Origin of the sequence: Amycolatopsis japonica (assembly GCF_000732925.1) — a bacterium.
Taxonomy (GTDB): domain Bacteria; phylum Actinomycetota; class Actinomycetes; order Mycobacteriales; family Pseudonocardiaceae; genus Amycolatopsis; species Amycolatopsis japonica.
Genome location: NZ_CP008953.1, coordinates 6,786,268 through 6,808,935, shown reverse-complemented (window position 1 = coordinate 6,808,935; position 22,668 = coordinate 6,786,268). Strand labels below are relative to the sequence as shown.

23 protein-coding genes are annotated in these 22,668 nt (G+C 69.1%); 12 read left to right on the top strand and 11 right to left on the bottom strand.

Going from position 1 to position 22,668, the window contains the following annotated elements:
- Positions 1 to 115: 115 nt before the first annotated feature.
- Positions 116 to 856: an alpha/beta fold hydrolase gene (locus AJAP_RS31470; protein ID WP_038518176.1), complete on the bottom strand. Its 741-nt coding sequence runs from the start codon at positions 854 to 856 to the stop codon at positions 116 to 118.
- 120 nt (positions 857 to 976) lie between these two features.
- Here AJAP_RS31470 and AJAP_RS31465 point away from each other — a divergent pair, with 120 nt between their 5' ends.
- Positions 977 to 1,405 (top strand): hypothetical protein, encoded by a 429-nt coding sequence (locus AJAP_RS31465; protein ID WP_148311603.1) that lies wholly within the window; start codon positions 977 to 979, stop codon positions 1,403 to 1,405.
- Positions 1,406 to 1,451: 46 nt separating this feature from the next.
- Here the strand turns inward: AJAP_RS31465 and AJAP_RS31460 are convergent, their stop codons facing one another.
- From AJAP_RS31460 to AJAP_RS31445, 4 genes are all read right to left on the bottom strand, one after another.
- Complete coding sequence (locus AJAP_RS31460; protein WP_038518170.1) at positions 1,452 to 2,003, bottom strand: M23 family metallopeptidase; 552 nt, start codon at positions 2,001 to 2,003, stop codon at positions 1,452 to 1,454.
- Between the two features lie 126 nt (positions 2,004 to 2,129).
- Positions 2,130 to 2,570, bottom strand: a complete 441-nt coding sequence (locus AJAP_RS31455) for a hypothetical protein (protein WP_037346462.1) — start codon at positions 2,568 to 2,570, stop codon at positions 2,130 to 2,132.
- Positions 2,571 to 2,648: 78 nt separating this feature from the next.
- A complete protein-coding gene (locus AJAP_RS31450) occupies positions 2,649 to 2,930 on the bottom strand; it encodes a hypothetical protein (RefSeq protein ID WP_037346464.1) in 282 nt (93 codons plus the stop codon).
- Positions 2,931 to 2,947: 17 nt separating this feature from the next.
- Complete coding sequence (locus tag AJAP_RS31445; protein WP_038518165.1) at positions 2,948 to 3,214, bottom strand: hypothetical protein; 267 nt, start codon at positions 3,212 to 3,214, stop codon at positions 2,948 to 2,950.
- Between the two features lie 155 nt (positions 3,215 to 3,369).
- Here AJAP_RS31445 and AJAP_RS31440 point away from each other — a divergent pair, with 155 nt between their 5' ends.
- The 3 genes from AJAP_RS31440 to AJAP_RS31430 are packed head-to-tail and all read left to right on the top strand — an operon-like array spanning position 3,370 to position 5,350.
- Positions 3,370 to 3,792 carry a helix-turn-helix domain-containing protein gene (locus AJAP_RS31440; protein WP_038524247.1) on the top strand — a complete coding sequence of 141 codons (423 nt, stop codon included), beginning with the start codon at positions 3,370 to 3,372 and terminating at the stop codon, positions 3,790 to 3,792.
- 2 nt (positions 3,793 to 3,794) lie between these two features.
- Entirely contained in the window at positions 3,795 to 4,277 is a 483-nt protein-coding gene (locus AJAP_RS31435) for an ImmA/IrrE family metallo-endopeptidase (protein WP_051972659.1), read from the top strand.
- Positions 4,274 to 5,350, top strand: a complete 1,077-nt coding sequence (locus tag AJAP_RS31430; protein ID WP_038518162.1) for an MAB_1171c family putative transporter — start codon at positions 4,274 to 4,276, stop codon at positions 5,348 to 5,350. Before AJAP_RS31435 ends, AJAP_RS31430 begins: the two co-directional genes overlap by 4 nt.
- On the opposite strand, the gene AJAP_RS31425 is transcribed toward AJAP_RS31430, so the two are convergent.
- On the bottom strand, positions 5,337 to 6,008 hold the full coding sequence (locus tag AJAP_RS31425; RefSeq protein ID WP_051972658.1) for a hypothetical protein: 672 nt from the start codon (positions 6,006 to 6,008) through the stop codon (positions 5,337 to 5,339). The two genes, AJAP_RS31430 and AJAP_RS31425, sit on opposite strands and share 14 nt — an antisense overlap.
- The gene (locus AJAP_RS31420; RefSeq protein WP_051972657.1) at positions 6,008 to 7,510 is read right to left on the bottom strand and encodes a glycosyltransferase family 2 protein; all 1,503 of its coding nucleotides are present in this window, start codon (positions 7,508 to 7,510) and stop codon (positions 6,008 to 6,010) included. Before AJAP_RS31420 ends, AJAP_RS31425 begins: the two co-directional genes overlap by 1 nt.
- A gap of 477 nt (positions 7,511 to 7,987) precedes the next feature.
- Here AJAP_RS31420 and wecB point away from each other — a divergent pair, with 477 nt between their 5' ends.
- From wecB to AJAP_RS31405, 3 genes are all read left to right on the top strand, one after another.
- Positions 7,988 to 9,145 (top strand): non-hydrolyzing UDP-N-acetylglucosamine 2-epimerase, encoded by a 1,158-nt coding sequence (wecB, locus tag AJAP_RS31415; RefSeq protein ID WP_038524235.1) that lies wholly within the window; start codon positions 7,988 to 7,990, stop codon positions 9,143 to 9,145.
- Positions 9,142 to 10,869 (top strand): DUF2334 domain-containing protein, encoded by a 1,728-nt coding sequence (locus AJAP_RS31410; RefSeq protein ID WP_038518159.1) that lies wholly within the window; start codon positions 9,142 to 9,144, stop codon positions 10,867 to 10,869. The genes wecB and AJAP_RS31410 overlap by 4 nt, the downstream gene beginning before the upstream one ends.
- A gap of 212 nt (positions 10,870 to 11,081) precedes the next feature.
- The gene (locus tag AJAP_RS31405; protein WP_038518156.1) at positions 11,082 to 12,305 is read left to right on the top strand and encodes an HNH endonuclease signature motif containing protein; all 1,224 of its coding nucleotides are present in this window, start codon (positions 11,082 to 11,084) and stop codon (positions 12,303 to 12,305) included.
- 301 nt (positions 12,306 to 12,606) lie between these two features.
- Here the strand turns inward: AJAP_RS31405 and AJAP_RS31400 are convergent, their stop codons facing one another.
- Together AJAP_RS31400 and AJAP_RS31395 are read right to left on the bottom strand one after the other, a co-directional pair.
- Complete coding sequence (locus AJAP_RS31400; RefSeq protein ID WP_038518154.1) at positions 12,607 to 14,316, bottom strand: tetratricopeptide repeat protein; 1,710 nt, start codon at positions 14,314 to 14,316, stop codon at positions 12,607 to 12,609.
- Complete coding sequence (locus AJAP_RS31395) at positions 14,313 to 15,488, bottom strand: ATP-binding protein (RefSeq protein WP_038518151.1); 1,176 nt, start codon at positions 15,486 to 15,488, stop codon at positions 14,313 to 14,315. The genes AJAP_RS31400 and AJAP_RS31395 overlap by 4 nt, the downstream gene beginning before the upstream one ends.
- Before the next feature lie 222 nt (positions 15,489 to 15,710).
- On the opposite strand from AJAP_RS31395, the gene AJAP_RS31390 reads away from it, so the two are divergent.
- The 5 genes from AJAP_RS31390 to AJAP_RS31370 all read left to right on the top strand — a co-directional run bounded on the left by AJAP_RS31390 (position 15,711) and on the right by AJAP_RS31370 (position 19,123).
- On the top strand, positions 15,711 to 16,697 hold the full coding sequence (locus AJAP_RS31390) for a DUF5925 domain-containing protein (RefSeq protein ID WP_228695022.1): 987 nt from the start codon (positions 15,711 to 15,713) through the stop codon (positions 16,695 to 16,697).
- A gap of 67 nt (positions 16,698 to 16,764) precedes the next feature.
- Positions 16,765 to 17,055 (top strand): hypothetical protein, encoded by a 291-nt coding sequence (locus tag AJAP_RS31385; protein ID WP_148311602.1) that lies wholly within the window; start codon positions 16,765 to 16,767, stop codon positions 17,053 to 17,055.
- An 87-nt stretch (positions 17,056 to 17,142) separates the two neighbouring features.
- A complete protein-coding gene (locus AJAP_RS31380; RefSeq protein ID WP_038518142.1) occupies positions 17,143 to 17,457 on the top strand; it encodes a WXG100 family type VII secretion target in 315 nt (104 codons plus the stop codon).
- Complete coding sequence (locus AJAP_RS31375; protein WP_038518139.1) at positions 17,457 to 18,830, top strand: WXG100 family type VII secretion target; 1,374 nt, start codon at positions 17,457 to 17,459, stop codon at positions 18,828 to 18,830. The genes AJAP_RS31380 and AJAP_RS31375 overlap by 1 nt, the downstream gene beginning before the upstream one ends.
- Entirely contained in the window at positions 18,827 to 19,123 is a 297-nt protein-coding gene (locus AJAP_RS31370; RefSeq protein ID WP_038518136.1) for a hypothetical protein, read from the top strand. The genes AJAP_RS31375 and AJAP_RS31370 overlap by 4 nt, the downstream gene beginning before the upstream one ends.
- A 17-nt stretch (positions 19,124 to 19,140) precedes the next feature.
- On the opposite strand, the gene AJAP_RS31365 is transcribed toward AJAP_RS31370, so the two are convergent.
- Together AJAP_RS31365 and AJAP_RS31360 are read right to left on the bottom strand one after the other, a co-directional pair.
- Positions 19,141 to 22,128, bottom strand: coding sequence for an AfsR/SARP family transcriptional regulator (locus tag AJAP_RS31365; protein WP_038518133.1), 2,988 nt, complete (start codon positions 22,126 to 22,128; stop codon positions 19,141 to 19,143).
- Between the two features lie 64 nt (positions 22,129 to 22,192).
- Positions 22,193 to 22,633, bottom strand: coding sequence for a hypothetical protein (locus AJAP_RS31360; RefSeq protein ID WP_038518131.1), 441 nt, complete (start codon positions 22,631 to 22,633; stop codon positions 22,193 to 22,195).
- Positions 22,634 to 22,668 lie beyond the last annotated feature (35 nt).

The following is a 22,668-nucleotide window of genomic DNA, read 5'->3' as shown; positions in this document are numbered from 1 at the left end:
GGGGTCGCGGCGCAGGGCTGCCCGAAGGTCCGGACCGTCGTGTCCGCACGGGCACGACCGCGGCCGGCCACGCAACCCTTCCCGGCGCACCGGCCGGGAAGGGCCGCGGAGCGGGTTACGGGATGACGCGGTTGCGCAGGTTGTTCGGGTACGGGCCTTCGCCGTGGATGTTCAACTCGTTGGCCACTTCGAAGCTGTAGTACGGGTGCGAGCTGAAGTAGCTGTCCAGATTGGTGCCGCCGAAGCAGATCAGATCCGCGCCGCCCGCCGCGTTGGGGCCGTTGCAGAGGCTCAAGGTCGGGTAGCGGAACGAATCGACCGGCCGGAAACCGGCGCCACCGGGACCGGGAACGGGCAGATGCCCGATCAGCCCGCCGGGATCACCCGGCCAGTTCGACTCGACGGGCTGCCGCCGCCCGTCGGCGAACAGCACGCCCTGGATGTTCCGTCCGGGCGGCTCGGTCTCCAGCACCGTGCCCGCGACGAGCGCGCCGAGGCTGAACCCGACGATGTACACCTTCGTTTCGAGGTCGCAGCCATAGGTGACATAGAGGTTGTAGAGCGCGGTCCGGAGATTGGCGACACCGGCGTCGACGTCGGCGTACAGATTGACGTCCCCCGCGCTGTTCGGATACGGAATGCGCACCGGGTCGGCGCCGCCCGGCGCGAGTCCCCGGTCGAGAAGCTTTTGCGCGCCGCCGTCCTGATATCCCGGGACGACGAACATGACGGGCCCGCACGGACCGTCCGGGCGGGCGGGTGCCGCCTGAGCCGCTCCCGTGCCGGCGATCGCGCCGGCCAGGGTGACGACGGACAGGACGGCGGTCGCGAGCAAACGCGCTCCGGTTCTTTTCATCGGTTTCTCCCCACTGTCGTATTGCCGCGCCGAACGTTAATGAGCGCGGATGAAATACCGATGAAATGCGGAGCTGTACCCACTTTCGGGTGAAGTTTCGGTGAGAGGTAGTTTTCCGTCATGACGAAAAAGCGTGGGATTTCGATGCCGGCACTGGCCGCACTGTTCGCGTGCTTGGCCATCGCCGGTTGTGGTGGTGATCCGCAGCCGCCCGCTCCCGCGGCAGGTCCGGGATCGAGCCAAGCCTCGACCACGGGGTCGGCGTATCCGATGCCCGCGGGCTGGCCGTTGACGGAGTTTCCGCTGCCGCCGGGCGGTACGGCGCCCGCCTCGCGCGCGGATGACAGTGTCGTGTCGTTCCGGGTCGACGGTGTGGACACCGAGAGCGCGAAGACCTTCTACGCGGAGACGTTGCCGAATCTCGGCTACGCCGACACCCACAACGCGAACCTCGCCATCGCCCGCTATGAAGGCAACGGGCTGAAGATCCTGGTGCAGGACGAACAGACCGGCTCGGCGCGCGTCACCATCACGAAATCGGACGGCTGACGGGGGAGCACCCGCGGCGCCACGGGTGTCCTGCCGGATCCGGCGCTCAGGCCCTGGTGTTGACGCTGACCGGTCGCGAACCGGTCGGCGGGCTCCAGCCCTGCAGGGTGGAGCGGATGCTCACGCGGTTGGCGCAGTTGATCACCTGGTAGTGCAGGTGGTAGTCGGTGGCCGCCCCGGTCTTGCCCGACCAGCCGATGATCCGGCCCTGCGGGACCCAGGTGCCCGCGTTGTAGATGGCCCGGTTCAAGTGGATGTATTGCGTGCAGGTGCCGTTGGAGTGCCGGATGATCACCTCGATGCCGTTCGACGAGTACGGCGACCAGCCCGAGACGAGGATCTGGCCGCCCTGTGCGGCGGACACCTCGTAGTTGGCCGGGAGTGCGATGTCCCAGGCGTACTCGTTGTAGGGGCCGGTGTGGGAGAAGGTGCCTTCCGGTCCCTGCGAGATGGTGTAGGCCTCACCCGCCGGGTACGGCATTTCGTAGTAGTAGTCCACGGCCGAAGCCGTGGCGGAGCCGGTGATCGTGAGGCCTGCCGCCGTCAGTACGGCGGCCGCCATCGTGATCAGCTTGCGCGGTAACGCTTTTCCGCTCATGTGTCCCTCGCTTCCGTGCGTTCGACGCCCTGCCATCGGCTGGGCGTCCCTGACTAAACAGGCAGGCCACGGCTCGGACAATGGTTTGTTCAGGGCTTGCGCGAAGGCGAGGAACGGGTTATCCGGTCAGCGACGGCCCGCGGCCAGGATGACGAGGAACTGGCCTCCGCCCGGCTCGACGGCGGCGGTCACCGGCAATCCCGGCACCAGCCGGGAGAAGCGGTCCACCAGCCAGTCGGCGGCTTCTTGCGCGTCCTGTTTCGTCGGGCACCGGGCCACCATTTCGCGGCCGCCCTTGCGCTCCAGCCGTCCGGCGACGGTGATCAGCGGCGCGGGCTCGACCACGTGCAGCCGATCCGGCCAGGCGATGACCACCTTGACCGCGCCCTTGCGGGTGTTGCAGCCGCGGTGCGCGAGCCGCTCGGCGATCTTGGCCTTCCGGTCCGCGGTCCGGCTGTCGACGCTCGGGCCCCGCGGGTCGTTCACCGACATGTCCGGGTCGACCGGTTCGTCGCACACCCAGCATCGCCAGCCGTCGCGTTCGGCCACGTCGTCGAGGAGACTCACCCGGCCAACCTAGCCTGAACGTCCGTGAAGGCCTCCTTAAGGGACCCAGAGTCCCTCAAGGAGGCCTTCACGGACCGCCTACTTCGTGCAGTGGATCCCGGCTTCACCCCGGTACATCACGAAGCTGATCTTCACCGAGTACAGGTGGATGATCACGCACTGGTCCTGCGTGTACCCGTAGGCGGAAGCGTGGTCGTAGGCCTGCTGCAACGCCGTCCGCTTGGCCGAGGCCGACGTCTTCTCCACCGTGGTCCCGAGGAACGCCCGGGTCTCCTCGGCGCTCGCCGTCGACGGCGCGAGTGTCATGAGTCCCGCGAGGACCACGGCGGCCCCCGTGGCGCGGGCGATCGTCCTGTTCATGCTTTCCCCTCCTGGTTTCAGCGCTGGCAGTAGAGCCAGACGCGCGCGCTGTAGTAGTCGAAGTGCGACCGGATGTCGGAGCCTCGGACGTAACACTGCGAGTCCTGCCAGCCCGTGTTGCGCGCGTACAAACGCGCGACCTTTTCCGCCGACGCGACGGCGGCCGACGGTCCCGGGCCGATGCCGGTGGCGTAGAAGTCCCCGGTCTCCACGGCGAGCGCGGGTTGCGCCGACATGGTCACCGCGGCCACCACCAGAGCGGCCGCGGTCAGCATCTTCTTCATGGGAGATCCCCCTTCTGGTTGTCAGCCAGGATCGACCGACTCCCCTTGGTCATTCATCTCAGCTAACGTGGAAACCGTAGAGCGACGGCCTCCGGGCTGTCAACCCACGTGAACGAAGCGCCACTACTCATTCATTTCAGCTAACGGAGGTGAAGATGACCGAACCACGGGCGACCACGCTCACCGACCGGATCGACCGCCTCTTCCAGGTGGTCCGGCGACCCAACGGCGAGCAGCACAGTCACGAGGAGGTGGCTCGGGCCTGCCGGGAGAGCACCGGCGAGTCGTTTTCCGCCGCCTACCTGTGGCAACTGCGGACCGGTCGCCGGGACAACCCGACCAAACGGCACCTCGAAGCGCTCGCGGCGTTCTTCCAGGTCCCGCCTGCGTACTTCTTCGACGACGAACAGGGGAGGGCCCTTGCCGAGGAGGTCGAATTGCTGGGAGCGTTGCGCAACAGCGCGGTGCGCGACCTGGCGTTGCGCGCGGTGACGCTGTCCGAGGAGGGGCTCGGCACCGTGACCGACATCGTCGAGGCGATCAAGCGGCGCGAGTCCAAGCGTGACCAGGGGGAGTAGCCATGCTGGGCAGGAAGAGTGCGCTCTGGCGCAGATGTGAGCGCATCGCCGGCGGTGTGCGGCTGCCGGAGCCGTTCGACGTCACCACGTTGTTCGGCGAGGTCGCGGCGATGCGGGGGCGGCCCATCGAACTGGTGCCGCTCGAGGCGCGGCCGGGGGCGCCGTGCGGGGTGCTCGCGGCCACCGATCGGGCGGACTACGTGTTCTACACGAGGGACACGTCCCCGTTGCACCAGCGGCACATCCTGCTGCACGAACTCGGTCACCTGCTCTGCGGGCACGTCGAAGGCGAGGTGCGGCCGGAGGCGATCGCGGAGCTCGTCGCGCCCAGCCTGTCGGTGGACCTGGTCCGCCGCGTCCTCGGCCGCACCACCTACGCGCGGGAACAGGAGAAGGAAGCCGAACTCGTCGCTTCGCTGCTCATGCGCCGCGCCGCGCGCACCGGGCCGGAGAACGATCGGCTGCGTCACGCCCTCGGTTCATGATCAGCTATCTGTCCGCCGCGCTGCTGGCGCTGATCGGCCTCACCCGGCTGATGACGGTCCGCACCGGGCCGAGGTATCTGGCCACGTTCTTCCTCAGCATGGCGGTGGCCCTCGCCGTCTCGGCCGAGGGCACGGTCCGGCTGCTCGGCGACGAACTGCTCCCGCGGCTGGTCACCAACGCGCTGCAACTGCTCGCGATGCGCGCGTTGCTGCAACTGGTCCGCAGCACCCGGTCGCCGAAGAAGCCGACGCCGTTCTGGCCGATCGCGGTGTGCTGGACCCTGATGGTGGTGTGCTACCTGGACTTCGCGCCGCATCGGTCCGAGGCCGGCACACCTGAGTTCCAATGGCGCTTCAGCATCGTGGCGTATCAGGTGATCCTCACGACGTACGCGGTCACGTGCCTGGTGCTGTTCATCCGCACGCTCGTCCGCAGCGCCGCGGGCCGTCCACGAGGCGCGTTCCGGACCGGGCTGCGGATCCTGATCTGCGCCGCGGTGGTCACCATCGGCTGGGCGCTGTTCTCCGGGCTTCCCTCGCTGTGGCTGGAGATCACCGACCTCGCGGACCTCGACTTCCTGCCCCGCGCCCGCCTGGTCGGGCTCTGCGCGATGGTGTTGTGGGTCCTCGGCGGACTGTGCACCACCTGGGACGGCGCGCTCCGGCTGGCGCGCGCGTGGCGAAGGATCCGGGCGGTGACACCGTTGTGGAAGGAACTGGTCGCCGCCCACCCGCAGATCGCGCTGCCCGTGCGGCACGATCTCGAATTCACCTTGTACCGCAGGGTGATCGAGATCCGTGACGGCCTGCTCGCCTTGCGGGCACACGTCCCGCCGCAGCTCGGGGACTGGCTGCGCACCCCGGTGGACGAACCCACGCGCGCCGCCGCCGAACTCGCGGCGGCGCTGGTGATGCGGGAGGCCGGCCGGAGCTGGCCGAACCACCCGGCGGGGCCGCATCCCAGCGCACGGGACGAAAGTGCCTGGCTGAGCGCGGTTTCGTCCGCGTTCACGCGGTCCGGGGTCGTGCGGGAGGTACGCGAACGCGCGCTGGCGGAGGTCAAGGCCTCTTGAGTTCCAGCGTGGCGTTGTGCAGCGACGAGTACAGCGGGTCGGAAGTGAAGTCCGGCCCGGTTTCTTCGCCGAGGTAGACGTCGATGTGCCGGTCTCCGCCGAGCCCCGGGGTGAACTCGTCCATGATCCGCCAGGAGGCGGACCGCAGCCGGTCGCAGACACCCCGGTCGATCGCCGTGCCGTCCTCCGCGGTGCCGCAGCCGGTGATCCGCAGTTCGCGGCCCGCGGCGAGGACGGCCGGATCCGCGGCGGCGGAGACGAAGGGTTCCAGCGGACGGCCGTGGCTGTCGCGGGGCGCGTCGTCCAGCCAGAAACCGGTGTCGTGCGACCAGTTCAGGTACCGGCCGGCGTGACGGCCGCTGACGATCCGGCCGGTGCCTTCGTCCTCGACGGCCTGCACGAAGTCTTCGGGATAGCTGCCCAGCGGGTCTTCGCCGCGTTCGCAGTCGAGCACCAAACAGCCGGTGACCGGCACCGGGGCGTCGTGGTGATGCGACTCGACGGCGGTGTAGTACACGGTCACGTACCACCCGGCGGACGACTCCTTCCCGGCACCGTCGCGGTCGATGGTGGAGGCCGCGGCGAGGGCCAGCCCGGCGGCCGCCAGGACGAGAACGATCCTGTTCCGTTTCCGGCGGCGCCGGTGCCGGCCTTCCATCACACCCGCTCCAGTCGTTGGGTCGGTTCGGTTTCGGCCAGCGGATGCGGGACCGGCCGGGTCGGCTCGGCGGCGGCCAGCGCCGCCGCGGGAATCGGCTGGGTGACGCTCGGGTCGACCGTCACCGGCGGCGCGGTGGGCCGCGGCAGCGGGAGCCGCACGGGGGCCGCCATCGGAACCGGCATCGGCGGCATCGGCGGTATCGGTGGCGTGGCTTGGCCGTCTTCGGTCAGCCGTTCGGTCTTCGCCCAGCCGTTGCGGCCGGACATCAGCCGGAACAGCGCGCGCCACGTCGCGATGATGCCCAGCGCCAGGAACCATGGATAGAGCAACCCGGCGAACAGGCACCGCAGGATGTTCTCGTCGCGGAGCCGGACCCAGTAGACCAAGCCCCAGAGCAGGCTCGGCAGCATGGCCAGCCCGACCAGCATCGCGGCCGACGTCGGCAGAGTGTCCACAGTGGCCACCAGCCCGCCGAGCGTGCTCCCGGTGACCAGCGCGATCGCGGACGCCGCGACCAGGCCGACCAGCAGCAGCGACATGGGCACGGTCAGCCACGGCGAGAGCAGGTAGATCAGGAAGTCGGTCAGGCCGAGACCGCTGACGAACCGCGACGTGGTCAGCTTGCGCAGGTGCCGGAAACATTGCAGGTTGCCCTGCGCCCACCGGGTTCGCTGACGCAGCAACCGTTTCACGTCGGTCAGGCCCTGCTGGGTGACCCACGCGGATTTCGTGTAGCGCACGCGGATCCCGGCAAGATGCAGGCGCAGACCGAGTTCCAGGTCTTCGACGAGACAGGCCGACCACGGTCCGGGATGGAACCGGGCGAGGACGGACAGCCGGGTGAACTGGCCGTTGCCGCCCAGGCCGACGCTGCCGACCAGATCGCGCAAGGATTGCGCGGAGTCCGCGATGGCGCCGAATTCCAGATCCTGCAATAGTGCCAACGTCTTGTGCCGGTTGTGGATGCGCACCCGGCACTGCACGGCGCCGACGTTCTTCTCCGCCATCAATTCGGCGATCTCGTCGAGCATCCCCTCACTGCACCGGCCGTCGCCGTCCACGATGCCGACGATCGTCTGCTCGACCGTGCCTTCCCGGCGAGCGATTTCGAGGATGTAGCGGTACGCCGTGTTGAGGCCTTCGCCCTTGCCTTGCCGGGCGATGGGCAGTTCGCGGCGCAGCACGTGCAGCCGCGGATCCCTGATACCGGCGAGGATATGCGGCGTCGCGTCGTCCGAGGCGTCGTCCACGACCACGACGCGGACCGGTGTGTACCGGGTCCCGGTGGCCAGCGCGTTGCGCACCGTGTTCGCGATGACGCGTTCCTCGTTCAGCGCCGGGATGACGATCCAGAACGGCACGGGATCCGGCGTCCGGCGCACACTGCGCGGCCGTTGCGGGGACCGCCAGGCGAACACCGCGAGGACGAGGTTCTGCAACGGCCACCAGATCAGCACGCCGACCATGATGGTGGCGATGACGGACAGGCTGGTTTCCATTTCGCTAATTCCCCCTTTCCGGCGCGGGTGCGATGCGCACGAGAATCGAGCGAATCGCGAAAAGCAACAGAATGAACGCGGCGAGTGACAAGAGCGGCCAGGCGCCCGCCCCCGCGGTGACCCCCAAGGTCGCGGTGGCGCCGACTGCCGGTCCGATTCGGATGACAGACATTTCTCCCCCAAAATGAGCGTGCTCAAACCCTTGTGTGTAAAGGATTGTGCGTGATGCGTCGGGCCCCCCGGCCGATCCCGCATCCTCGACTACGACGTGAAGAGTCACCTCGCGGTTCCCTCGATCGGGTGAGGAAATTCGACGGGAACCGGACAGAACCACTCTGCGTCGCATCGGGCACAGCGCGCCGCACAAATGATCATGAGAAGTGCGCGGAATCGCGAAAACATCATTCGAACCTTGGGGGAGTCATGGTTTGGAATCAACGCGAAAACGAAGCGACACGGCCGCGGGTGTGGCTCGTGATGGGTACCCGGCCGGAGGCGATCAAACTGGCGCCGGTCGCCGAAGCGATCGCCGAGGCCGGGCGGATGGAGCCATGCCTGGTCGCCACCGGGCAGCATCCGACGATGGTCGATCAGGCGCTGGAGACGTTCGGCGTCCGCGCGGACGTCACGTTGCCGCTGCATCGCCGCGACGGCGGCCAGCCCGAACTGCTCGGGCAGATGCTGACCGGCCTGGACGCGCTGGCCGAACGTGAACCGCCCGCGGCGGTGGTGGTCCAGGGCGACACCACGACCACACTGGCCGGCACGCTCGCCGCGTTCTGGCGGCGGGTTCCGGTGGTGCACCTGGAAGCGGGCCTGCGTTCGTTCGATCTGGCCGCGCCCTTCCCGGAAGAACTGAACCGGCGGCTGGTCACCCAGGCCGCCTCCTTGCATCTTCCGCCGACCTCGGCCGCGGCGGACAACCTGCTTCGTGAGCAGGTTCCCGCCGAGCAGATCTTGGTCACCGGCAACACATCGGTGGACGCGATCCGCGCGATCGCCGACCGCGGCGCGGTGGACTTCCAGGACGAGCGGGTCGCCGCGGCGGTGGAAGCGGCCGCCCGCGGTGAACGGCTGGTGCTGGTCACCGCGCACCGCCGCGAGTCCTGGGGCGAACCCCTGCGCCAGGTGCTGCGCGCGGTCACCGAACTGGTCGCCCGCCATTTCGACGTGTCCGTGGTGCTGCCCGCGCATCCGAACCCGGCCGTACGCGAGCTGGTCGACGAGGAGTTGGGCGGCCTGCCTCGCGTGGTGGTCACCGAGCCGCTGAGGTACGAGGAACTGGCCGGTGTGCTCGCGGCCGCCACGCTGGTGCTGTCTGACTCCGGCGGGATCCAGGAGGAGGCGCCCACGTTCGGGGTGCCGGTGCTGGTGTTGCGCGAGGTCACCGAACGGATGGAAGCGGTCCACGCGGGTTGTGCGCGGCTGGTCGGCACCGATCGCGAGCTGATCGTGCGGACGGCGTCGGAACTGCTCACCGACCCGCGGGCGAGGGCGGCGATGATGGGCGAGGGCAATCCCTTCGGCGACGGAAGGGCCGCGTCGCGCACCGAGCGCGCGCTGGCCAGGCTGCTCGGGCTGAGCGCCGAGCCGGTGGACGAGTTCGCCGCGGTGTCCGGGGGTGTGCTGGTATGACCCGGAAGCGCAAGGTGGACAGGCGACGGCGTACCCCGGCCGGGCTGCGGTTCGCGGTGCTGGCGGTCGTCGTCGCGACCGGTTTGGTGCTGCTGGTCGTGTACACGCGCCCGGCGAGCGCGATCCTCGCTTCGCCCGCGGCGGCACCGGTTTCGCTCGGCGACCGGCTGGCGATGAGCAGCGAAGTCGGCAGCCCCGGCCCCGGCGGGAACCGCGCCCACCGGACGCTGGTGGTCTACGACGCCGGTGAGCGGGACGCGCCGAATCCGCCCGCCGACGCGGACGAAGCCGGTATGGCCGAAGCGTTCGCGATGCAGACCGCGAACCTGGTCTCGCGGGCGGGCGGCTGGACGATGCGTGCCGCGGCGGACTACCGGCCGGGCGAGATCGGCGGATACCAGGCGCTGGTCTACGTCGGTTCGATCAGTGACGCCGTGTTGCCCGCCGCACTGCTCGCGGACGTGGTGACCGCGAAGGTGCCGGTGGTCTGGCTGGGGGAGAACGTCGACCGCCTGGTGGCGCACGACCCGGGTGTCACCGCGCGCTGGGGCTGGACACCGGCGGGGCGGACGCCGGCTTCGCCCACCGAGGTCCGCTACAAGAACGTGTCGCTCGAACGCAATCCCGAGATCGGCTCGGTTCCGTTGGTGCGGCGGGAAAACCCGGCGGTCAACGAGGTGCTCGCGGACAGCGTCACGGCCGGCGAGCACACGCCGTGGGCGGTGCGCTCGGGGAACTTCACCTACGTCGCGGAGGCGCCGTTCTCCTACGTCAACGAGGGTGACCGGTACCTCGCCGCCGCCGACATCCTGCTCGGCACGCTCGCGCCGAAGACCTCGGAACGGCACCGTGCGCTCGTGCGGATCGAGGACATCGGCCCGCGCACCGACGCGGGCCAGATCCGCCGGATCGCCGATCTCCTTGGCGGGCAAGGGATCCCGTTCTCCCTCGCGGTCTACCCGTATTACGCGGATCCGCACGGTGTGGCCAACGGCGGCAGGCCGACGTTCGCGCGGCTCGTGGACAGCCCGGCCTTGGTGGACGCGCTGCACCACGCGATCCGGCGCGGCGCGACGTTGATCATGCACGGCTACAGCCATCAGTTCGAGGAACTGGCGAACCCCTACGGCGGGGCGAGCGCGGCGGACTACGAGTTCTACACGGCGATCGTCGACAAGAACAACCACGTCGTGGAGACCGGCCCGGTCCCCGGCGATTCCGCGGAATGGTTCCGCGGGCGGATCGCCACCGGGCTCGGCGAGTTCCGCCGGGTCGGGCTGCTCGAGCCGGAAGTGTTCGAGTTCCCGCATTACGGTGGTTCCGCGGTGGACTACAAGGAAGTCAGTTCGCACTTCGCGGCGCGCTACGACCAGGGCAGCTATTTCGCGGGATACTGCCCGCGTGGTGCCTGCGGATCCACGTCGACGGTGTCCTATCAGAACAAGTACGGTCAGTATTTTCCTTACCCGGTAAGGGATGTCTATGGCGCCGTGGTGATCCCCGAGAATCTGGACCACGTCGCTCCGGAGCCGTTCAACCAGCATCCGGCCCGGCTGCCCGCCGACCTGCTCGCCGACGGCGCGAAGTCCAAGGTGGTCCGTGACAACGTGGCCAGCTTCTTCTTCCACCCGTTCCTGCCACTGGAGCACCTGAACACGGTGGTGCTCGGGCTGCGGGCGCAAGGATACGAGTTCACCACGGCGAGCGAGGTCGCTCGCGGCTGATCACCCTGCAGCCGATCGCCCGGCAGTTTCGTCATCTCGGCGGGGACGGCGTCCTCATTGCCGGAATTGGTTTCACGTTATTGGCTGGTGATACAGACCTTGTCGTGGTGCAGAGGCATTGCCGAAAATCGGCAATGCCTCTGCCGCTCGTGGGGCCGGGAATTGTCGGTGGTGGGTCGTATGTTCGTGGGGTGGATACTCATTCCGCGCCTGTGGCGCTCTTGGAAAGCCTCGTCGATCCCGAGGTGCTGGCCGCGGTGAACGCTGCCGCGATTGTGTTGGACGACAGGGATTCCGTGGCGTTGGCGCAGGCCGCGTCGGCGGGGATCGCGCGCTTGGAGGCGGTGCGGGTTCGTGCGTTGGCGCAGTTGAACCGGCATCGTGAGGGCGTGCGGAGTGTGGCGCAGGAGGTCGCGCTTGAATTGTCCCTTGTGGACAATCACGCGGGTTCGCTGGTCGCCGCCGCGGACGCGCTGACCACCCGGCTGCCTCGCACGTTGAATCTGATGGATGAGGGGAAGCTTGGCGGGTTCAGTGCGATGAAGGTCGCGACGGCCACCGCGTGGCTGTCCGATGAGGACGCTCTTGCGGTGGACGCCTTGTTGGAGGATCGGATCGGGGACAAGAATCCGGATCAGGTCCGGAAAGCGGCCAACCATGCGGCCAACACCATCGATCCCGAGGGCGCCGGTAAACGGGCTGAGCGGCATCGTGAGGGTCGTCGTCTGTCGTTGCGGCAGGGTGAGACCGGGGTGGCGTCGATCGAGGTCGAGGATGGGCCGGTGGAGAAGGTCGCTGCCGCGTATCAGCGGATCGATCGTGAAGCGCGGGCTCTCAGAACCGGTGGTGAAACCCGTACTCTCGACCAGTTACGGGCGGATGTCGCGCTCGATCTTTTGCTCGGCGGCCAAGGCGGCACGAGCGAACGCAGTGAAGTGTTCCTGTACATGGATTTGTTCACCTATCTCGGCCTGAATGACGATCCGGCGGAACTGGCGGGGCATGGCACGATCCCCGCCGCGCTGGCGAGGGAGATCGCCGAGGGCGGGAACAGTGTGTTGCGGCGGATCGTCACTGATCCGCTGTCCGGGCAGGTTCTCGATCTGGGCCGGGACCGGTACCGGCCGACGGTGGGTTTGGCCGAGTTCGTGCGAGTGCGGGATCGTGAGTGTCGAAGACCTGGCTGTCATCGTCCGGCGCAGGCGTGCGATCTCGATCATGTGGTGCCGTGGCAGCACGGCGGGCATACCGCCGACACCGATCTCATCGATCTCTGCCGCCGAGATCACCGGTTGAAGGACGAACCCGGCTGGATCTACTACCTCGCCTCCGATGGCACGCTGACGGTCACTACGCCCACGGGGCAGCGCTACGACAGCACACCACCGCCGCTGCACGAACCTCGCCCGGGAAGCGACGAGCCGCCACCGTTCTGAGTCCGTCGCCGGAAAGCGGCAACGGGGGCTTCGGCGTTCCGGTCTGTCGCCGGAAGGCGGCGGCAGGCGAGTTGTGCGTGACGGGGCTGGACCTAGTCGGAGCCGACAAGTCCCGCTGTTCCGGTCCGTCGCCGAAATGCGGCGACGGGCGGTCACGCCCGGAGGGCTGTGCTTCCGTCTGAAACCGTCGATAAGGCTCACTGTTCCGACCTGTCGCCGGAAAACGGCAACGGGCGGCCTTTGCCCAAGGGCCGACCCGTCGCCGGAAAGCGGCGAGCACCAGAACGGCACCTGCCGCCGCTCAAGCGCCGGTGACGTAGATCCGGGCGATACTCCCGTCAGCCCAGGTCAAGCCGAGCCGATTCCCGGCGAAGTCGTAGACGACCGTGGCTTCGCCGTTGGCACGGTTCACCCAGTTGTTGTGCGGAACGGCTCCATGCTCCCGCACGTAAGCATCGACGGACCCACGATGCCCGCCGAGGTCGAGCCCGGAGATCAGCCGGTCCGCGTCCGGGCAGACCCCGACATCGACACTGACCCTCGTCACCAGCCCGTCGAGCGCCTCGATGTAGACGCCGTCGGCGCTCGGCTCGTCGGGGACCAGTTCACTCCGCCGGACGGTCGAGCCGGGGAAGAGCCGCCGCAGTTCCGCGTAGGCCGGGGAGTCCTCGGGCGCGCCCAGTGCGGCGCACATCGTGACGATGACGCCGGTCAGCGGCGTCCCGGGCGCCGGAAGCGGATCGGTCTTCAGCGGTGCCGGCCGTGGGTCTCGCCCGCCGAACCCGGCCACCCGGTCCCAGATCCAGTCGGCCATCGACTCGGCGACCGGCTCGTCGGGAACTCCGGGACGGCGTTTGACCAGCGCCCCGAACGCGACGGCGACCAGGTACGCGCCGTCGTCGTCGGTCATCACCTGTTCCCAGAGTTCGTTCTCCGGCCACTCCGGATGGCCCGCCTGGTCGGCGTCGATCGCGGCGTCCATGGCGATGATCTCCGCGGCCGACATCAGGCGGAACGGCTCGTCCAGGCCCCACAGCGCACCGGAGCCGGGCCGCTGGCCGTCGTGCCAGCTCACCATGTCCTCCGCGACCATGGGGCCGACCTTGTCGCCCTCGGCCAGGTCGCCGACCGAGATTCCCGGCCGCAGCGCGGCACGCAGGTCGGCGGGCAGCACGGCGTCCAGGGCCGCCAGCGCGGAAGCCAGGTCGATACCGAGTTTCTGGTCGCGGAGCTGCCGCCACGCCAGCTCGATCGTCCCGGTGCCGCGGATGTCGTCCAGTGAAATGTCCTGGGCCTGGGCCTTGTCGACGATCCGCAGCATCTCCCGGGCGGACCCGACCAGGCTCTGCGCCAGGTCATCGGTCGGATCCTCGCGCAGCAGCCGCAGGCCGAGCTGTTCGGCGTCGTCGAACCGGTACTGCACCAGGTAGGACCAGCCGAGCATCATCGCGATCCAGGAGTCCGCCGCGTCCACCCGGATGGCCTCCTCGGCCGCGGCGATGAACCGCTCGGGTGGGGCGAGGCTCTCCATCAGGTACTCCGCACGCCTCCCCAGCGCCTTGGGGAGCGCGCCCGGCGCCGTCCGCGCGCACAGTGCGACCGCCTCGTCGAGCTGGCGCCACCCGTCCTCGTGCTCACCGGCGAGTGCCTGGGCGGAGCCCAGCTTCATCCAGTCGTCCCAGTCCTCGTGGGTCTCGGCGAGCACGATATGCGCCCACCGCAGGGCCTCGGCGTGATCGTGCTCGGCGAACGCGAGACGCCGCAGCGAACGAGCCGCCCAGATGAACTGGCTGTCGCGGCGGGCGGTGATCCCGACGTACAGACGCCGGGCCTCGTCCGGGTCCCCGCAGGACTCGCGGTGATAGGCGAGCACCATCGACGCGCTGCTCCGCTCCGGCTGGGCCGCGAGCACCTGCAGTGCCAGTTCGGGGATCTTGGGATGCGTCGGCTGGGCTTCGAGGAGTTCCCAGGCCAGGTCCAGGGTCCGTTCCACGGAATCGGTGTCGCTCATCGCATGCCTCGCTTGACCCGGTACGCCCGGAGCTGGTCGAAGGTGCCGTCGTCGACGCCGAACTCCAGCACCGGCGCCACCTGGTCGAACCAGGATGTCGTGGACGGGGTGATGCCGCGGACGGCGGCCAGCAGCGCGCCGGTCGTGACCGGTACCAGTTCGCCCTTGCTCATCGATTCGACCATCGCCTGCTGCAGCACGGTGGTCGTCAGGTGGCTGAGATCGGCACCGGAGAACCCCTCGGTCGCCGCCGCGACGGCCACGACGTCGACATCGTCGGCGGGCTTGCCGTCCAGCGCGCCCTGGACGATCGCCGCCCTGGCGACGGCGTCCGGTGGCAGCACCAGCACCGTCTTGTCGATCCGGCCCGGACGGCGCAGCGCGGAGTCGATGTCCCACGGCCGGTTCGTCGCGGCGAGGAAGTAGACCCCGTCGTTCGCGCCCGCCACGCCGTCGAGCTCCTCCAGGAGCTGGGTGACGAGCATCCGCATCGCCTGCGAACCGCCGCCACCGGAGGTGCGCCGTCCGCCGAGCGCGTCGAACTCGTCGAAGAAGATCACGCACGGTGCCGCCGCGCGGGCGTGGCGGAACACGCTCTGGATCGCTTTCTCGCTCTCACCGATCCATTTGCTGAGCAGGTCCGCGAGGGTCACGTGGATGAAGGACGCGCCGAGATCACCGGCGATCGCCCTGGCGATGAACGTCTTGCCGCAGCCGGGCGGGCCGTACATCAGCAGTGAGCCGCCCGGTTTCTGGCCGAACGCCGCCGCCAATTCGGGATTGCGCAGCGGAGTCAGGAACGCGGTGTTCAGATGCTGCTTGACCTCGGCGAGCCCCACGACGTCGGCCAGCGTCACCGCCGGACGCTCGGTGTCCCACAGCGACTCCGAAGCGGTGGCGCTCACGGCGTGACGGTCCTCATCGGACGGGGCAGCCACGGCCTCGGCGGGCGGTGGGGCCGAGGTCCGCAACCGCGCCGCCATCAGCCGGGCGCGCAGCAGGCGGATCCGCGCCTGATCGCCGCCGTGGGCCTCGAACGCCGTCAGTTCGGTGGCGGCGCGGTCCGGGTCCTTCTCCAGCAGCAGCGTGATGAAGTCCTCACGCAGCGCCAGATTACCGGGGTCGGCCTCCACTTCGCGGGCGATCACCTCGATGAAGCCGTCATCGCTCACCGCGCACCTCCTTCCGCGAATGGTCCAATGTCAGCTCAGAGACAATCATCCCGGCGATCGTGGCGGACAGGCGGTCCGGCGAAGATCCCTGTCAGGGGTGAATCGGGGACGGTCCCTGATGTGCGCCGGCCCCGCGCGATGGACCGTGATGGGGTGACAGCAAGGACAACGGAGTTACCCCAGTCTCTTGATCGTGGAATGTTCTTCGGTGGCAACGTGCCGATGGAAGGCGTGCTGAACGCGCTGGCCATGGAACCGTTCATCACCGGGGCGAAGCCGCATGCACGGGCCGCCGAAATCACCGAGGTCTCACCGGACGCGACACTGCTGCCCCCGGGAGTCACCGCGGATCTGACGTACGAACTGGACGGTCGGCACTCGCATCTCGCCTACGGTCCCGAGTGGACACTCGTCGCGATGCGCCGCCGTGCCGGTGCTGCGACCGTGTGCGTATGCGCCACTTCCGGCGACCTGGCGGAGGAGGTGCTCGCGGCCGCGGTCGGGACCGCGCGGACGGGGGTGCCCGGGGAATCGGCCGTACCGGTCGGTTTCTGGCACGTGCAGGGGTGCGGTGGCGCCGGCGTGCGCGCGCCCAGGACGATGGACTTGCCGCCGTGGCAGGCGATCCGCGGCAACTACCCGCGTTCGGCGGTGACCGCGCTCGACACGCTCATGGCGGCGCGTCCGGAGGACATCACCGGCAGGCTGATCCTTCTCCACGGCCCCGCGGGCACCGGCAAGACGACCGCCGTGCGCGCGCTCGCGCACGAATGGCGGGACTGGTGCCAGGTCGACAACGTCCTCGACCCCGAGGTCCTGTTCGCCGATCCGGGCTACCTGACCTCGGTGGTGCTCGGTGAGGAGCGAGCGGACAAGCGGAAATGGCGTCTGCTGATCCTCGAAGACTGCGACGAACTCGTCGGCGCGGACGCGAAACGCGACTCCGGGCAGGCACTGTCCCGCCTGCTCAATCTGACCGACGGGCTGCTCGGCCAGGGCCTGGACATCCTGGTGTGCCTGACCACGAACGAGAACGTCGCACGGCTGCATCCGGCGGTAGTCCGGCCAGGCCGCTGCCTCGCGGAGATCGAGGTCTGCCCGCTTCCGCGAGACGAGGCGGCCACGTGGCTGGGCACGGAGAACGGCGCGGACATCGGCGCCGAGGGCGCCACACTGGCCGAGCTGTATCGCCTGCGAGCCGCGGTCTAGCCGAGGGGTGGGTGGGATTCGGTCGTTCGGCCGGATCCCCGGGCGGCGGACTGTTAAGGTCCGCGCCATGCGGGTGTGGCTATGTGGGCTGGTCGTGGGCGTGGTGGCGCTGCTCGGCGCGTGTTCCGGGGGCGGGCAGGGGCGAGGCCAGGTGGTGCCCCCGGCGACGACTTCGCTGACGACCCCGACGACGGCTCCGGCGACGACCGGTCCGGTCACGACGGCCTCGCCGCACACCCCGGCGACCACCACGACCCGGATCACCCCCGAGACCACACGGACCACCACTTACCGCGCCCCGACGACCGCGAAGCGCCCGACGACCCCGCGTCGCTCCACTCCTACCCGCAGACGCTGACGACCCCAGGCGCTTTCACGCGGATGAAAGCCGCGTGAAAGCCGCGTTCCTAACCTCTTCGAAGGGGCAGGGACGAGAGGGGATCGCGTGGGGTACGAAGTCGATCCAGCGAAGTTGCTGGACGTGAGTGACGAGCTCGGGACCATCGGTACGGGGCTTCGGTCGGTGAGCGGGCAGGTGGCGCACACCGTGGTGGTGCAGCCGGACTTCGGCGGCGACCGCTACCGGGAACACGGTGCCGCGTACGTCGCCGCGAACGGGGAACTGGCGAGTGCCGCCGTCCGGCTGGTCGGCGACATCGACGAGATCGCCAGCTTGCTGCGGGAGTCCGCCGGTGTCTACGGGGACACCGAGTCGGACTTCGCGTCACGGCTCGACGCCCTGCGTGACAGGGGCGAGTGATGGCCTGGTGGGACGAGGCCAAGGCGAGGTACCGGCCGGCGGGGGAGAACGGCCAGGTCAGCCCGACCGACGAGGAGATCAGGGCGATCCTCGACGACCCCGACGTCTCCGACGAGACGAAACGGGAGCTCATCGCCGCGTGGAGCTACGACTACGCGACGGGGTACATCTGGGGTGACGTCCTCATCCAGGAACGGACCGGGTACGACCCGGACACCGTGCCGGAAGAGGTCAAGGAGTACATCGAGGAGTACGACGCCCAAGAGTACGTGGACAACTACGCCGCGAACGCCATCAACAACGGCGCGTTGAGTCAGGCGGTCAACGACGCCGCGACCATCGCGACGTACGGCGAGGAGCATCCCGGGGGCCCCGGCGCGCTGCCCGGATCCGGCAACCCGAGCGCGGACATGCGGGCCGCGATCGACCAGGCGGAGAACGAGCGCAGGTACGCGGACGATCTGGACGAGCAGCGAGAGAACGCCCATCGGCTCCAGTCCTATGCGGACAACCTGAAGGCGACCGGCGGTTCCGGCGCCGCGAGCTCGAAGGAGATCTTCGACTCCGGCGAGGTCGGCCTGGACTTCTTCAAGCTGTTCTGGGGGAAGTACTGCCGATACCGAAGCGGGGGAGGCGGATCGAGGGCGGCCTCTCGTGGTTCGGGCGATGGCGGCACGTCCTTGACCGGAAACCCGTTCGTGGACAAGTGGATCTTCAAGGCCCGGTACGGCGAGCAGCGTGAAGTGGAGTTCAAACGCATCCGCCTCCAGGCCGACCAGTACGTACAGGCGGCCGGCCGCCTCCAGCACCATGTCGACGAGCTGATCACGGCCCAGGGCGACTTGTTCGCCGAATGGGAGGGGGAGGCCGCGGACACCGCGTCGTCGCGCTACGACGACGCGGTGGACCGGGCCAAGGCCTTGATGAAGGAGCTCGACAACGCCGGCAAGGTGCTGACCGAGGTCCGCGGCGCATTGGAGCAGTTGTGCGTGACCAAGGCACAGACCGTGAACGGCCTGTTCTCGCCGGCCATCAACGGGATCGTGCCGGACATCGTCGACCGGCTGGTCACGGTCGCCAAGGGAGGGGCGAGCGACGAGGACATCCTTTATGTGGCCTCGCAGTTCGGCATTCCGGCCGACCAGGAGTGCCTGAACATCAGCGACGACGTCAAGGCCGAAGTCCGGCAGTCGGCGTCCGAGTGGTGCGACGGCAACCTGGTGCCGGTGGTGGAGACGAGGGTCGAGGCGTTCTGGGACGTCTGCGACGCCACCGACGAGGGGTTCGAGGAGATCCTCGGTGTGATGCGGGAAATGCTCGAACAGGGCGCGCGGGAAAGTGCCGGCGGGCGGCGGGAGGTGATGCCGCGATGACGGGGGAGGAGCGCATCGAGCGGATGCGCGAGCGGTTCGCCGACCGGATCGAGGGCAACCGGCACCGGATCGCGGCCAGGGCCGAGCGGTGCTACGCGGCGGAGAGGGCCGGCGCGGAGCGATCCGCGGCCCTGACACAACGCTGGCACAAGCGCGTCGCCGCGATCCGGCGCAGGGCGGAAGACCGTCGCAACGCCTTCGCGCCGCCGAGTTCACGGAGGCCCCGGCAGTTCGATTTCGAGCCGGACTGGGACGACGATCCGGGCCCTCGGCGGTCTGGGATGTCCCGATAACGACCCACGGAACCCGTTCAGCCGTGGCCAAAACGGCTGAGCTTCGCCCGGATTTCGGCGGCCTGAGGGACGTCGAGGTCGCGGTAGAAGTCGAGTACTCGCAGCCAGTGACGGCGGGCCTCGTCGTGCTCGTCCCGTTCGGCGTGGACGTCACCGATACCGGCGTGGGCGTGCGCCAGTTGCTCGCGGTGGCCCGCCTCGGTGGCCACGGCCAGCGCATCGCCGTAACTGTGGAGGGCTTCGGCATGCCGTCCCGCGGCCGCGTGGGTGGCGCCGAGCGCGTTGAGGGCCTCGGTGATCAGTTCCGTGTCACCGATGGCACGAGCGAGTGCCGCCGCTTCCTCATGGTGGCGCAAGGCCTGTTCGCCGTCGCCCCGGCGCCGGTGCACCGCTCCCAGAACCCTCAGGCAGTCGGCTTCCTGAGTGCGAAAACTAGCGGCCCTGGCGAGGGCCAAACCGCGCTGAGCGTGGTCGAAGGCATCGTCGTCGTGTCCGCTGTGGAGATACATCTTGGCCAGGAGGTTGACCGCGTTGCATTCGATGTGTTCATCGTGATTTTCCTGGCACAGGGCGAAAGCCACGTCGAGGTGTTGCTTGGCTTCTTCGGGAAGGCCGAGGCTCAGCAGGTTCTGCGAATGGTTGATCCTGACCGCGCAGTGCAGATACCAGCTTTCGTCCGGGTCGGTCAGCGAGAGTGCTCGCTCGAATCTGCGATGGGCCTCCTCCAGCTCACCCCTCTTCCCGTACACACAGCCGAGAAAGCTCAGCGTCGCGGCCTCGAACCCCGCATCCCCGGTGCGCTGGAACGCGGCCATCGCCCACTCGAGATGGTCGATCGCTTCGCGGTCCCGGCCCCTGCGGGACATCGTGACACCGAGCGCGCGTCGCGCCTTCGCTTCCGCGCGTTCGTCTTCCAGCTCGCGGGCGGCGTCGACCGTACGAGTGTGCAGGGAATCGGCATCGTCGTAGAAGCCGCCGGTGTCGAGGTAACGCCACACGGTCTCCGACAGGTGGATCACCGACGCCGGTCCGCCGTGCCCGCAGACCTCCAGCAGGTTGGCCCGCTCGGCGTCGAGCCAGCGCCACGCGTGGTCGTAGGTCGAGAACGCCGGTGCTTCCCCGTGGGGTGCGGGCGCTTTCGGCCTCGGGGCGTAATCGTCTCGCGCGATGACGTCCATCGCGGCCGAGGCCGTGAACAGGTAGTGGTCGAGCAGCCTGCTCGACGCCGCTTGGCGTTCGTCCGCGCTGTCGGTGGATTCGGCGAGTTCGGCGGCGTACGCCCGCAGCAGGTCGTGGGAACGGTAGCGGCCGTCGGGAGACTGATCGACGAGATGGGCCCGCCGCAGCACGTCCAACGCGCGGCGAGTCTCCCGCGGCCCGATACCGGCGAGGGCCGCCGCGGCGTGATCGTCCGTGTCGTGCCCGGGGTGCAGGCCGAGCAGCCGGAACATCCTGGCCGCCACCGCGTCCAGCTTCCGGTACGACCACGAGAACACGGCGCGCACGGCGGTCTGCGGATCACCGTCGACGTCCAGCAGATCGAGAGCGTCCTGCTGACGGGAAAGCTCGTCGACGAATTCACCGAGGCCGCGCGCTGGCCGTGACCGGATCAGCTCGGCGGCGATCCGCAGGGCCAGGGGCAGCCGGGCGCACCGTTCCACCAGCGCGGCGGCGGCTTCGGGTTCGGCGTCCACCCGGTCGGTGAGCAGTTCGCGGAGCAGGACGCGGGCGTCCTCGCCCGGCAGCCGATCGAGATCGAGCCGGTGGGCGCCCTCGCGCGCGACGAGGCCGGCCAGCGCGTCGCGGCTGGTCGCCACCACGAAACAGGACGGGCTACCGGGCAACAAGGGGCGCACCTGCTCGACCGTGCGGGCGTTGTCCAGCACGATCAACATCCGGCGCCGGGCGACGAGGGTGCGGAACCGCGCGGCGCGCTCGGCGAGGTCCTGCGGAATCGCCGCACCGTCCAAATCCAGCGCGCGCAGGAAGCCCGCCAGCGCGTCTTCCGGCGAGACCGGCTGGTCGGGGCCGTAGCCACGCAGATCGACGTACAGCTGGCCGTCGGGGAACCGGTCCCGCACCCGGTGTGCCCAGCGCACGGCCAGCGCCGTCTTGCCCACTCCGGCGGTTCCGGCGACAGCCGAGACCACCGCGGTCTCCCCGGTGGCGAGGAGGCCGTCGAGCTCCGCGAGTTCGGCGTCCCTACCCACGAAACCGCGCACATCCACCGGCAGCTGAGCGGGAACGCTCGCGAGCGGGGCCTTCTCGTCCGGCCCCAGCGACTCTCCCGCGAGGATGCGCTGGTGCAGTTCACGCAACTCCGGCCCCGGGTCCACGCCGAGTTCTTCGACGAGCGTGTCCCGTGCCGTGCGATACGCCTGCAACGCTTCGGCCTGCTGCCCGGCGCGGTAGAGGGCGGTCATGAGCAGGCCGTGCAGCCGCTCGCGAACCGGATACCGGCGCACCAGCTCCGTCAGTTCGCCGATGATCGCCGCGTTCAGCCCGCAGGCGAGTTCGGCCTGGTAGAGCGTCTCCAGCGCGACCGACCTGAGCTCGGCGAGCCGCTGCGCCCAGTCGGCGAGCAGCGGGACGTCCACGTCGCGGAACGGGTCGCCCTGCCACAGGCCCAGCGCCCCGCGCAGGACGTCGACCGTCCTTTGCGGATCCTCGTCCGCGACTTCGCGCGCTTCCTCGAACAGCGAGGCGAACCGCTCCGAGTCCAGCTCACCCGGCAGCACCCGCAGCCGATAGCCCGCCTCGCCGAACGACAGCCGCTCCGGCTCCGCGAGCAGCCCACGGAGCCGATGAACGTGCAGTTGCAGCCTCTGCGCGTGCCGAGGATCTCGCCGGTCGCCCCACAACGCGCCGGTCAGCACGTCCACCGGCACCGGCTGGTTCGCCCGCGCGAGCAGCACCCCGAGCAGGATGCCCTGCAGCCTTCCCGCCGGCGCCTCGTCCCGCCCGTCGCGTCGGACCCGCAGGGGACCCAGCACCTGAAACTCCACCGCACCCTCCCCGCAGGCCGATCACCGTCACCAGTGTGGCGCACGGGCGCGGGCGAGGGCGGACCTACCCGTCGCGCCAGTGCCGCAGGGTTCCCATTTTGTATTCGCGGATACCGTCCCAGGCGAAGAAGATCACCGTTTTGAATCCGACGTATCCTTCGGGCCAATCGAAGTCGCACACCTTGGTGGTTCCACCACCCGAATGGTTGTAACACGTCCAAAGCCGCGGGGTTCCGTTGACGGTCATCTGCACCCGGGCCATGACCGGATTCCCGTCGGCACAGTGGTCTCGCACCGTGACGCGGTCCCCGTTCAGCGTGACCCACGCGTCACCCACGGATCTGCGTTCACCCCAGCAGTTCATCGAGGTGGCCATGCTGACAGGTCCGACATCGATGCTGTCGGCGCCCGCCGCCGCGGCACTGGCGTTCGTGGCGAAAACCTGCGACAAAAGAATCAGCGCTGTCGCCGCGACCGGCGTGACAAGGCGCGAAAAACGGGCCATGGTGTTCCCTTCGAATTCGGAAATCGCTTGCCCGA